Here is a 12,126-nt window from a genome sequence, read left to right on the forward strand (position 1 = left end):
GTCGGATAGCTGCGCGGGGGTCGTTATCTCTACGCTCAGCCCGTTCATATCGTCTCCCGCACCATACCCAGCGTTCTTTTGTGTCTACCCTGACACAAAAGGGTTAGCATTCCGATTACAGGGGCGGAAGACAATTGGCTCTTTGGCCAGCCAGGTAAAACGGATCTAATCTTTATCGCCTGGAGGGGTGAGCAGCATATCGGCATAGCCATGCTCAGTTAGCCAACGGCCAACCGTCAGCCAGCCATTACGCTTCACATTGAAACGCAGATAGTCTGCGGTTTTGTTGATGCGTGGATCGGCCCCTTTTTCCAACATCAACAGGGCCGTGTCCTCAAGAAAGGCCATCATCAGCGGCGTGCTTCCGTCATCTGCAATCGCATTCAAGTCTGCCCCGTTTTCAATCAGGTAGGCTACAAATTCAGGCGTCAGGGCTATTTCGTGCAGAAGAGTCTGTCCCCTTGTATCCCGGCTGTTGATATCCGCCCCTTTTGCCAACAATAATTCTAGAACAGAGATTTTATCCTCGTCTTTGGCGTTTGAACGTCCGACGTATAGAACGGCATCCGAAGAGATGTCCGGATTATAGGGCAAAATCATTTCGACAATTGCCAAACAACCTGACTCTATGGCACCCAAAAAAGCATCATTGACCTTGTTACGATCCGTTTTACCGCTCGTTTTCAATGCGCCCGAACCGATCAGTCGATGCGCGACGGGTTCCCGACCAGCCGTCAGACTGATGTCCAGAAGAGATCGCGCCTTGTCGGTATCCTTGTCGTAGACGACGTGGTCGAGGGGGGCGCCAAGGTCCATCAGAGACAGAATGACCGCATTTTCAACGCGGGGGTTCGCCGCTGTTTCGATCAGGAATTGACCGGCTTTTACAGACTGAAAATCGAAACCATTGATCTTGAGTTGTTCAAGAGTATCAAGGCCAGGTATTTCCCAAAAATTCAAATTGGCCGCCTGCATAACCTCCTGATGCAGTGTCTCCAGTGCCCTCGGTTTGCCGGAATCGTTGTTTGAATAGTCTGTTACGGATTTTTTCTGTCCGCCCAACACTATAGAGAGCGACAGGCTTGAGGAGGCATGGGTGATTGCGTTGGGCGATCTCCTGTATGTATCGCGCAGAGACCAGAAATCAGCCGTTTTCGCCTTTTCAAGCAGGCCCTGAACGCTTGATGCCTCGACCTTGTAGGCCTGACGACCCAGTGGATCATTCTTGCGAAAAGATTGATACACCGCACGTCCGTCGCCATGCAATTCCACCCGATAGGGACTGTAGCTGGAAAACCAAGGGCGGTTTTCCTGAACGATGACAATTTGATCTGGGTCGCCTTTCGGGGCGGGCCGATGCTGACGCGGTTGTTCTTCTTCCGTAATGTTGAACGCAATAGCCACGCGACTGGGTTTGCCTTCGTAAAAATAGGGATCAAAACGCCAGTTACCGACGTCTTCCAGAAATGCCCGTCGCTGAGGGGTCATGACCGGGTCCTGAGCCCTGTAAGGTGGCGTAATCGTAGCGCAGGCGACACGTCCGTCTTCGGAAACAATGACCGACAGCTCAAACCCATACATTTTTAACCCGTTGTACGGGTAGATGAGGGGAGAGAGCGCGAAGTGCGCCTTCAAAGGCGCTTCTTTTATGAGGAAGCTGAGAGCCCGCTTTTCATCTTCCATTGAAAAGGTAATCGGCGGTTTCGGTAATCCCGCAGCGGCATCTTTTTCACAGGCCGGAGGCGCTGCAAATGCTGAAGATGACGTCAGTAACGCAGTCAACGTGCCAATTAGTCCAATGACGGACACGAGTTGCATGGCTAACCCCCTTATACCCTCACTAAAATCTAGCAGAGGTCGTATCAGAGGGCTACCGCCTCATTCCACCGTCACCGACTTGGCGAGGTTGCGCGGCTGGTCCACATCCGTGCCCTTATGTACGGCGGTATGGTAGGCCAGAAGCTGGATCGGAACCGCATAGACCAGAGGCGCAACAAACGGGTCGCAGGTCGGACCCTTGACGATTTTCAGCGTTTTGGCGGCGTCACCGGACAGGGCCGGGACCTTTTGCGGGGCGTCGGTGATCATCACCACACGGCCGCCGCGGGCGGCGACCTCCTGCACGTTGGAGGCCGTCTTTTCAAACAGCTCATCGTCCGGCGCGATCACCACCACCGGCGTGTTTTCGTCGATCAGGGCGATAGGTCCATGCTTCAGTTCGCCCGCCGCATAGCCTTCGGCGTGGATATAGGAGATTTCCTTGAGCTTCAGCGCGCCTTCCAGCGCCAGCGGATACATGGCCCCGCGCCCCAGATAGATAACATCGCGCGCCTTTGATAGTTCGTAGGTGATGCGCTGCACGTCCGGGTCCATCAGCAGGGCCTCGGCGATCAGACCGGAGGTTTCCAGCAGGCATTGCACCAGACGCGCTTCTTCGGCGGCGTCGATACGGCCGCGCTGAGCGGCGGCAGCGATGGCGAGAGACAGAAGCGCGGCCACCTGCGCCGTGAAGGCCTTGGTCGAAGCCACGCCGATTTCCGGCCCGGCGTGGGTTGGCCACATCAGGTCGGCTTCGCGCGCCATGGTCGAGGTGTGCACATTGACGAGGGCGGCGGTTTTCAGACCCTCCGCCTTGCACCAGCGCAGCGCCGCCAGCGTGTCGGCGGTTTCGCCCGATTGCGACACAGCCAGACCCAGCGTGCCCGGCGTCATGGCCGGGGTGCGATAGCGGAACTCAGAGGCCACCTCGACATCGACAGGCAGGCCCGCGACCTTTTCAAAGGCGTATTTGGCGATGCAGCCGGCATAGTAGGCCGTGCCGCAGGCGATGATCTGAATGCGCGCGACGCCGTTGAAGTCGATGGCGGCCTTGATGTCGGCGCGCGCTGACTTGGCGACCGGATCGAGATAGGCCGAGAGGGTGCGCTGCACGCTTTCGGGCTGCTCGTGCACTTCCTTTTCCATGAAGTGACGGTAGGCCCCCTTTTCCACTAGCGCCGCCGAAGCCGAGACGGTGGTGATGGGGCGGTTGACCCGAAAACCTTTGGCGTCATGGATGTCGGCGGCGTCTTGGGTGAGGACCACCCAGTCGCCTTCTTCCAGATAGGTGACGCGGTTGGTGAAGGGGCCGACCGCCAGCGCGTCGGAGCCCAGGAACATTTCGCCGTCGCCCCAGCCAACGACCAGCGGTGAGCCACGACGCGCGCCGAACAGGGTGCGGTCTTCGCCTTCGACGATAATGGCCAGCGCATAGGCGCCGTGGAGACGGTCAAGCACGGCTTTAAATGCGTCCTTGGCCTTAAGGCCGGTTTTCAGCGTCGCATCAAACAGGTGTGCGATCACTTCGGTGTCGGTGTCGGAACTGAACACATGGCCAGCGGCGATCAGCTCGGCCTTCAGTTCGGCAAAATTCTCGATAATGCCATTGTGCACAACGGTGACCGGGCCGGAGGTGTGCGGGTGGGCATTGGCCACCGTCGGTGCACCGTGCGTGGCCCAGCGTGTATGGCCGATGCCGACCTGACCCGACAGAGGGGCGTCCTCAACCACGGCTTCAAGCTGACGAATCTTGCCTGCCGCGCGTCGGCGTTCGGTGCCGGAGTCCGTGACGACCGCGATACCAGCGGAGTCATAGCCGCGGTATTCGAGGCGACGCAGGCTTTCGATCAGGCGCGGGGCCGCTTCCGACAGGCCGATAACACCGATAATGCCGCACATGGACAAGGCTCCATAAACAAGGGGAGGGGCTATTTGCGTGTTTTGAGTAGCAGACAGATTTTTAAAATGCTATGAAATTATTTCACAACGCGTTAAGCCCTTGGCCTTAAAAGGGTCATGAAAGCCGTATTCTAAGACATTTGTGTCCAAAACACGGTAAATTTGCCATTAATACATTGCGTTTCGGTCTGTAACCGGGCGCTTATCGCGATACAGAGTCTTGCCAATGAGTGAAAACAAGTGGGAAAAGCTACAGGCGGCGCTGGGGGCCACGGGCATTTCCATTAAGGATGTGGCCGAGGCGGCGGGCATTGCGCCGTCGTCGCTGTTTCGCGCTCTGAGCGGTCAGACCAAGGCCCCGCGCGCCGAAACCGTCGATAAGCTGGAGGCGGCGTTTGTTGCCCTGACGACCGCGCGCATGGCCAGTTTTCGTGACACCCTGGCCCTCTATGGCTTTAACCCGATCAAAAACCCTAACGACCTGATGGCTTCGCACATGAGCACTCTGAACCGCACGCGCAAATATTTCGGCACCGATGGTATCCGGGGCCGCGTCAACAGCTTCCCCATGACCGCCGAAGTCGCCTATCGCGTCGGCATGGCGGCGGGCAAGATGTTCATGTCTTCGGACAATCGCCGGCATCTGGCGGTGATCGGTAAGGATACGCGTCTGTCGGGTTATATGATCGAACCGGCACTGGTGGCCGGGTTTACCTCGGTCGGCATGGATGTGCGCCTTTTCGGGCCTCTGCCGACGCCGGGCGTGGCCATGATGACGCGTTCGATGCGCGCCGATCTGGGGGTGATGATCTCGGCGTCGCACAACCCGCATTACGATAATGGTATCAAGTTGTTCGGGCCGGACGGCTACAAGCTGTCGGACGAGGTGGAGCTGGCCATCGAAGCGCGTATGGACGGCAATATTCTGGACGGCATTGCTGACCCGCAAAATCTCGGCCGGGTGCAGCGCGTCGATGACGCGCAATACCGCTATGTCGAAATCGCCAAGGCGACCTTCCCCAAGAATCTGCTGCTCAAGGGGCTGCGCATCGTTATCGACTGCGCAAATGGGGCGGCCTACAAGGTGGCCCCGACCACGCTTTATGAGCTGGGGGCCGAAATCTTCTGCCTCGGCGTGTCGCCGGATGGCATGAATATCAACGAGAAGTGCGGCTCGACCCAGCCGCAGGCCATGGCCGAAAAGGTCAAGGAGCTGCGCGCCGATATTGGTATTGCGCTGGATGGCGACGCCGATCGTCTGGTCATCTGCGACGAAAAGGGCACCATCGTTGATGGCGATCAGATCATGGCCATCATCGCCACCAGTCTGGCCGCCAAGGGTCAGCTCAAGGGTGGCGGTTTGGTGGCCACGGTGATGTCGAACCTTGGCCTAGAGCGTCTGATGACCTCTAAGGGCCTGACGCTGGAGCGTACCAAGGTCGGCGATCGTTACGTGATGGAAAAGATGCGCGAAGGCGGCTTCAATCTGGGCGGTGAACAGTCGGGTCACGTCATCATGCTCGATCACGCCACGACGGGTGACGGCCTGATCGCCGCGCTTCAGGTGCTGGCCGTGCTGGTCGAAAGCGGCCGCCCGATGAGCGAGCTGGCGCGTCAGTTCGAACCGGTGCCGCAACTGCTGAAAAACGTGCGCTTTACGGGCGACAGTCCGCTGAACCGCGCCGATGTGAAACAGGCTATTGCCGATGGTGAAGCGACGCTGAAAGGCACAGGCCGCGTGCTGGTGCGGCCGTCGGGCACCGAACCGCTGATCCGCGTCATGGCCGAAGGCGACGATGCGGCTCAGGTGCGCACCGTGGTCGATCAGATCATCGGGGCCATAGCGGGGTGAGCAATCGAACGATCCGGGGGATCGTTCGATATGCGCAAGACGCCGTAGGCACGGTGCAGCGGGCGCGATCCAAGACCCCCACCACCACATCTCACCGCCTTTGGCGGCTCGTGCGGTCCCCTCCCCAGCAAGCTGGGGAGGTATAAGGTGTGCAAAGACAAAAAAGGCCGGAGCGTGAAGCTCCGGCCTTTCTCATTTCAGTCGCCAAGAAGCGATTAGCCTTCCGAAGCTTCCTCAGCGGGGGCGTCTTCAGCGGCCGGAGCGGCAGCGGCGGCTTCGGCTTCCGCCTTGGCAGCGGCTTCGGCGTCCAGACGGTCCTGCTCGCGCTGAGCGCGCTCGGCGGCGCGTTCCTGAGCCTTCTTGCCCGGCGTACCCTTTTGCGGGTTGTTGCCGTGTTCCCACTTCACGAGGCCTTCCTTCGACAGGAAGCGCGCGACGCGGTCGGTCGGCTGAGCGCCCTTCTTGAGCCAGTCGGCGATGACTTCGGTCTTCAGGGTGACGCGGTTGGCATCGTCCTTCGACAGCATCGGGTTATACGAACCGACCTTGGCGATGAACTTACCGTCGCGCGGGGCGGCGGCGTCAGCAATGACGATGTGGTAGTACGGGCGCTTCTTGGAGCCACCGCGGGCCAGACGAATTTTCAGCATGATAAGATCCTTTGATAGGCTGAGTTTCGAGTGAGGGGGTTATTTCTTTTTGGGGTCGAACGGGTTAGCCCCGCCTAGCCCCGGAAGTGATTTACCGAGTCCCGGCAAACCGGGCAGGCCACCGGGTACATTGGGCAGCTTGCCGGCACCGAGTTGCTTCAGGCGCTCGAAATCGGCACCCATATTGTCGCCGATGGCGGGGTTGTTTTCGAGCTTTTTGCCCATCTGCTGCATCTGGGCCATGTTAGGCATGTTGCCCAGCCCCAGCATCTTGGCCATATTGCCCATACCCTTTCCGCCATTCCGGGCCATCATCTTGAAGACGTCGGCCATCTGACGGTGCTGTTTCAGAAGGCGGTTGATTTCGGCGACATCGACCCCGGCGCCGGCGGCGATACGGCGCTTGCGCGAAGCATTGAGCAGGTCGGGCTTCTTGCGCTCCAGCTTGGTCATGGAGGAGATGATGGCGATCTGACGGTCGAACATCTTGTCTGAGATGTTCATCTCGTCCATCTGCTTCTTGACCTTCTGCACGCCTGGCAACAGGCCCATAATGCCGGTCATGCCGCCCATGCGCTTCATCTGACCGAGCTGATCGGCAAGGTCATTGAGGTCGAACTGCCCCTTGGACAGCTTTTTGGCCATCTGCTCGGCCTTGGCGGCGTCCAGCTCCTGCGCCGCCTTTTCGACCAGCGCCACCACGTCGCCCTGACCCAGAATGCGGCCGGCGATACGGCGGGCGTCGAAGACATCCAGCGCATCGACCTTTTCACCCGAACCGGTGAACTTGATCGGCAGGCCGGTGACGGCGCGCATGGACAGCATGGCCCCGCCGCGACCATCACCGTCTACGCGGGTGAGGATCAGGCCGGTCAGCGGCAGACGGGCATGGAAGGCTTCGGCGGTGCGTACCGCGTCCTGACCGGTCAGCGAGTCGGCGACCAGGAAGGTTTCGACCGGGTTCGAGAGACTGGCGATCTCGGCGGCTTCGGCCATCAGGGCTTCGTCCAGCGTCGTGCGACCGGCGGTATCGAGAATCAGGACGTCATAGCCCTGAAGCTTGGCCGATTGCAGCGCACGGCGGGTGATTTCGACCGCGCTCTGACCTGCGATGATCGGCAGCACATCGACGCCCACCTGTTCGCCCAGCAGTTTCAACTGCTCCATGGCGGCGGGGCGGCGGGTATCGAGCGAGGCCATCATGACCTTCTTGCGCTCGAACTTCGAGAGACGCAGCGCCAGCTTGGCCGAGGTGGTGGTCTTACCCGAGCCTTGCAGACCAGCCATCAGGATGACGGCGGGCGGCACGGCGGCGAGGTCGATCGGGGTCGGCTCTTCGCCACCCAGCATGTCGATCAGGCCGTCATAGACGATCTTCACCACCTGATCGGCAGGCTTAACGGCCTTGATGATGGCTTCACCGGCGGCCAGTTCGCGCGCCTTGGTCATGAACTGACGCACGACCGGCAAGGCGACGTCGGCGTCGAGCAGGGCGACACGGACTTCGCGCAGGGCTTCGTCAACGTCCTTTTCCGAAAGGACGCCGCGGCCACCCAGACGGTCAAACAGACCGGATAAGCGCTCGTTCAGCGAGTCGAACATGCTTCTATTGCCCTATAAGTCGGTGTCGGGACCGCCGCTTTTCGCAAAACAAAAAGACCCCGAGAACGCAACGCGTCGTCGGGGAGCCTCCGGTCCCCGTCCGATAGCTGTGATCGGGGTCGTGACCTGAGAGGTTTGGTGTGCAAAAGGCGTAGGTCGCCTGAATGTTGCGTTCCTATGACGGCTCAGCCTCTAAGAGTCAAGCCACCTGTTGAAATCATGGGCTTTCAGCGCCTCGGCGGACCAGCGGGCGTTTAGCCGTGCGGGCGTGGCGCGGGCAGTTGCGACCTTGGCCGCGCGGGCTGTCGGATCAGACACCAGACTGCGCAGAGTGTCCGCTGCCGCATGGATATCGGGTTCGGCCCACACCTGCGCCGGGTTGCGCGGCAAGGCGCTGTAGGGACCGTCCGGATCATCGAGCGGCACCGGACGCGCCGGAACCGGATAGCCATTATCGTGGGTGAGGAAATCATTGCCTGTGCCTTCGGTGGCGATCACGGCGACCCCCGCGTTCATCGCTTCCAGCAGGCCAAGTCCGAACCCTTCGGCGCGGTGCAAGGATAGGAAGATATCGACCGAGGCCATCAGCCGGTCCATGTCTTCGTCGCTCAATCGCTCAGACAGCAGGCGAATATCCGGACGGTTGCCGATCCGTTCGGCCAGCTTGCTTTGCGTGCTTGCATCCAGAGACGAGGCTTTCAGCGTCAGGGCCGCATGGGCGGGGGGCTCCGGAAACGCCATAAGCCACGCGTCAATCGACGCCCACGGGTTCTTCCGTGCTGGCGATGAATTGACATCGAACAGGCTTAAGACCTCACAGCGGTCCGGGTTGAGGCCGAAGCGTGCGCGGCCGGGCTGCGGCGGGGCGGAGAGCAGGGGGTGGGGCATGACGCGCAGCCGCCCGCACAGATCGTCCAGACCTTCGGCCCGCAAGGCCGCCGCCAGCGCTTCGGCCACATAGGCACTCGGCGTCCATACCTCGTGCAGCCAGCGCACCATGCGCGCCCACTGCGGCGGGGCGAGCGGTGTTTCCCACGCCCAGTAGCCAATGCGATAGCGGTCGCGCCACTGATCAGGGCTGTGTGTCATCAGCGCCACCAGCGCTTCCGGGGCATTGGCGTGGATCAGCCAGACGCCGCCTTCGCCGGGCAGGACCGCTTTCTGGTCAAGGATATGGCGGAAACAGGGACGCAGATCATGGCGCACAATGGCGTATCCGGCGGCTTCAAACGCATCGGCGGTCAGGCGTCCCCCTCGTCCAATCCCCTGACTTTCATTGAAAAAACCAGAAACAACCAGAGGGCCGGACGATAATGTATCCTCACGCGGCCAGCGACCCATGCGCGTCAAGGCGATGGCTTCGAGACCACCGTGGATCAGGGGCAAGCGATATTTGAGAGGCAGGCGGCGCAGAAGGGACATGCGCTCTGCTTAACCTATGGCGGCTACGGCTTAAAGCCCCAGCCAGCGACGGCGCTGCTGCCAGTAGGTTTCAAACTGGTCGGCGAGGCTCTGGTCGGCGAAGTTCACCACCTTGACCATGCCGGTTTCCTTGGTGTCGGAATGAATCGAGATGGAGTCGGCATCTTGCAGCGAGGCGGCTTCAACAAACTTGAAGAAGGCACCGAAGAAGGCGTCTTGTTCAGAGGCGCTGGCTATGTCGAATTGCAAGCTGATCACGACTAAAATCCCTTTTCCGCAAACCGTATGTAAAAAATCAGGCCTTGTAACCGGCCCTTATAAAAACATGTGCAGTGCACAATACGTAAATAAAACCCTAAAATACCGGGGGAGTCAAATAAGGCTGAGGTAAAAACTTGACCTGTGGCGTCAAGGCTTCATTCGGCTCACGCACGAGTCCGCTATGAAGTATGGGGGGAAAACGCCATTGTTTTCCCCCTTTAAGCGAATTTCACGTCTCCGTGAACGGATAAACCGCCTGGGTTATTCGGCGGCCTGCGCTTTGTGACCGGGTTGCAGCAGCTTTTTGATATTGCGGGCGGCCTGCCGGATGCGATGTTCGTTTTCGACCAGACCGATACGCACATAGCCTTCGCCATACTCGCCAAAGCCAAGGCCGGGCGCGACGGCGACGTGGGCTTCTTCGATCAGCAGTTTGGCAAATTCGATCGAGCCCAGATGTTTGAACTTGTCGGGAATTTCGGCCCAGGCGAACATCGACGCCGGGGGCGGCGGGATGTCCCACCCGGCGCGCTTCATGGATTCGACCAGCACGTCGCGGCGTGACTTATAGGTGTTGCGGATTTCCTCAACATTATCCTGCGGGCCGTTGAGCGCGGCGGCGGCGGCCACCTGCATCGGCGTGAAGCCGCCGTAATCGAGATAGGACTTCACCCGTGCCAGTGCGGCGCAGATGTCCGAATTGCCGACGACCATACCGACGCGCCAGCCGGCCATGGCATAGGTCTTCGACAGCGAATTGATCTCCACCGACCGCTTGATGGCGCCTTCGACCTGAAGGATGGAGGGCGGCGGGTTGTTCTCGAAATAGATTTCCGAATAGGCGATGTCGGACAGCACGATCAGGTCGTGCTTTTCGGCAATGCGGATGACTTCCTTGTAGAAATCCAGATCGACCCACTGCGCCGTGGGGTTCGACGGATAGGAGACGATCAGCACCGACGGTGTCGGCACGGAGTGCTTCACGGCGCGCTCGATGCCCGACAGATACTGCTCCGGCGACAGGGCCGGGACGTGGCGGATGACGCCACCGGCCATCAGGAAGCCGAAGGCGTGGATTGGATAGGCCGGATTGGGGCAGATGACCGTATCGCCGGGGCCGGTAATGGCCATGGCGAGGTTGGCAAACCCTTCCTTGGACCCCAGCGTCGCCACGACTTCGGTATCGGGATTGAGCTTCACGCCGTAGCGGCGCTCATAATAGCCCGCCATGGCCTTACGCAGGCCCTGCACGCCCTTGGACACCGAATAGCCGTGTGTCTTGGGTTTCTTGACCGTCTCAACCAGCTTATCCACGATATGCGGGGCCGTATCCATGTCGGGATTGCCCATGCCAAAGTCGATCACATCGGTGCCGGCTGCGCGCAGACGGGCCTTCACCTTGTTGACTTCTTCGAAGACATAAGGCGGCAGACGCCGGATACGATAAAAATCGCGCATGATTGCACCTGAGAAAAGAACGTGACCTGATGCGGTCTGAGAGGGGTTGATCGGGGGTGAAAGACAAAAAGCCCGCAAGGTCGCAATGGACCTGCGGGCCAGACCATATGACTCATCAAACGTCGATTGTCATCCCATGAAAGGCGTCTTTTTCGGAAATTTTTGCGTTCTGTGAAAAATAATTTTGCATAGACCACATTAAGCTGATCCCCAGAGGGGGCGCTATGCGGGCAAAAAGATCAATCTGGCGGTGGGGTTTAGGGGCCAGTTTGGGCATTGGTGCCGTTATGGCGGTTATCGGATTCTGGTTTGAACCGCGCAGCTTGGTGGTGTCGGAATTCGAGGTAATCACATCTGGCTGGCCACGGAGCACGGCACCCCTGCGTGTGGCCGTACTGTCTGATGTCCACGTTGATGCGGTTCATATGCCGCCTGAGCGCGTACGTCGTATTGCCGAGCAGGTTCGCGCGCTCAGGCCGGATGTAATTCTGCTGGCCGGAGACTATGTCGGTGGCCACGGGCTCGAAGCCGGTCCTCCGCGTGCGGCGCGCTCACGCCGAAGTAAGGAAGACAATGCCTTGCATGAAGAGGGCCTGAGGGCGCTGGGTGATCTGAATGCGCCCTTAGGCGTCTACGCGGTGATGGGCAATCACGACTGCTGGTGGGATTGCCAGCGAGTGCGAGAGATATTGGCCGATACGCGGATACATTTTCTGGAAAATCAGGCGGCGCGGGTTGTCCGCCCCGGCGGAGATGTGTGGATAGCAGGTCTCGAAGATGGTCAGACGCAAAGACCGGACTTTCAGATGGCCACAAAGACGATTCCGCAAGGTGCCGCCTCCATTGCTCTTGTCCATAATCCCGGCCTGTTTGACTGGGCGTCCAATGCGTTGCCGTTACAAATATCCGGGCACAGTCACGCAGGTCAGGTGCGTTTCCCCCTCATCGGTGCACCGATACGTATCACCCGACATACCGAGGACACGGCGGATGGCTGGACTTCAGCGGGTGAGCGCTTGCTGATCGTGACACGTGGCTTAGGGGAATCGGGTCTGCCCGTGCGTTTTGGCGCACCCCCTCAGATCATGTTGCTTACTATTCGGCCGGGGCAGTACTCGATGGTGAAGCCCGTGGCGATATATGCGCCTAAGACGAATCGGTGAA

The 12,126-nt window shown here is 59.6% G+C and carries 9 protein-coding genes; 2 read left to right on the forward strand and 7 right to left on the reverse strand.

The features are described 5' to 3' along the window. Window positions 1-165 precede the first annotated feature (165 nt). Window positions 166-1,818 carry an ankyrin repeat domain-containing protein gene (locus Q0072_RS05895; protein WP_298327086.1) on the reverse strand — a complete coding sequence of 551 codons (1,653 nt, stop codon included), beginning with the start codon at window positions 1,816-1,818 and terminating at the stop codon, window positions 166-168. 60 nt (window positions 1,819-1,878) lie between these two features. Continuing rightward, window positions 1,879-3,717, reverse strand: a complete 1,839-nt coding sequence (gene glmS, locus Q0072_RS05900) for a glutamine--fructose-6-phosphate transaminase (isomerizing) (RefSeq protein ID WP_298327089.1) — start codon at window positions 3,715-3,717, stop codon at window positions 1,879-1,881. A gap of 226 nt (window positions 3,718-3,943) precedes the next feature. On the opposite strand from glmS, the gene glmM reads away from it, so the two are divergent. Beyond that, a complete protein-coding gene (glmM, locus tag Q0072_RS05905; protein WP_298327092.1) occupies window positions 3,944-5,569 on the forward strand; it encodes a phosphoglucosamine mutase in 1,626 nt (541 codons plus the stop codon). 215 nt (window positions 5,570-5,784) lie between these two features. On the opposite strand, the gene rpsP is transcribed toward glmM, so the two are convergent. From rpsP to Q0072_RS05930, 5 genes are all read right to left on the reverse strand, one after another. Then, window positions 5,785-6,219, reverse strand: a complete 435-nt coding sequence (gene rpsP / locus Q0072_RS05910) for a 30S ribosomal protein S16 (RefSeq protein WP_298327095.1) — start codon at window positions 6,217-6,219, stop codon at window positions 5,785-5,787. Window positions 6,220-6,258: 39 nt separating this feature from the next. Next, on the reverse strand, window positions 6,259-7,821 hold the full coding sequence (gene ffh, locus Q0072_RS05915) for a signal recognition particle protein (RefSeq protein WP_298327098.1): 1,563 nt from the start codon (window positions 7,819-7,821) through the stop codon (window positions 6,259-6,261). A 192-nt stretch (window positions 7,822-8,013) separates the two neighbouring features. Next, window positions 8,014-9,243 carry a glycosyltransferase gene (locus tag Q0072_RS05920; protein WP_298327101.1) on the reverse strand — a complete coding sequence of 410 codons (1,230 nt, stop codon included), beginning with the start codon at window positions 9,241-9,243 and terminating at the stop codon, window positions 8,014-8,016. Window positions 9,244-9,273: 30 nt separating this feature from the next. Next, window positions 9,274-9,501 (reverse strand): hypothetical protein, encoded by a 228-nt coding sequence (locus Q0072_RS05925; protein ID WP_126421990.1) that lies wholly within the window; start codon window positions 9,499-9,501, stop codon window positions 9,274-9,276. 264 nt (window positions 9,502-9,765) lie between these two features. Then, entirely contained in the window at window positions 9,766-10,965 is a 1,200-nt protein-coding gene (locus tag Q0072_RS05930; protein ID WP_298327218.1) for an LL-diaminopimelate aminotransferase, read from the reverse strand. Window positions 10,966-11,249: 284 nt separating this feature from the next. Here Q0072_RS05930 and Q0072_RS05935 point away from each other — a divergent pair, with 284 nt between their 5' ends. After that, complete coding sequence (locus Q0072_RS05935; protein WP_298327108.1) at window positions 11,250-12,125, forward strand: metallophosphoesterase; 876 nt, start codon at window positions 11,250-11,252, stop codon at window positions 12,123-12,125. Window position 12,126 lies beyond the last annotated feature (1 nt).

It is taken from the genome of Asticcacaulis sp., assembly GCF_027484505.1.
Classification (GTDB): domain Bacteria; phylum Pseudomonadota; class Alphaproteobacteria; order Caulobacterales; family Caulobacteraceae; genus Asticcacaulis.

Bases quoted from the DNA above. Each gene is read 5' to 3' on its own strand.
- Q0072_RS05895 (WP_298327086.1), bottom strand. From the start codon at position 1,818: ATGCAACTCGTGTCCGTCATTGGACTAATTGGCACGTTGACTGCGTTA.
- glmS (WP_298327089.1), bottom strand. From the start codon at position 3,717: ATGTGCGGCATTATCGGTGTTATCGGCCTGTCGGAAGCGGCCCCGCGC.
- glmM (WP_298327092.1), top strand. From the start codon at position 3,944: ATGAGTGAAAACAAGTGGGAAAAGCTACAGGCGGCGCTGGGGGCCACG.
- rpsP (WP_298327095.1), bottom strand. From the start codon at position 6,219: ATGCTGAAAATTCGTCTGGCCCGCGGTGGCTCCAAGAAGCGCCCGTAC.
- ffh (WP_298327098.1), bottom strand. From the start codon at position 7,821: ATGTTCGACTCGCTGAACGAGCGCTTATCCGGTCTGTTTGACCGTCTG.
- Q0072_RS05920 (WP_298327101.1), bottom strand. From the start codon at position 9,243: ATGTCCCTTCTGCGCCGCCTGCCTCTCAAATATCGCTTGCCCCTGATC.
- Q0072_RS05935 (WP_298327108.1), top strand. From the start codon at position 11,250: ATGGCGGTTATCGGATTCTGGTTTGAACCGCGCAGCTTGGTGGTGTCG.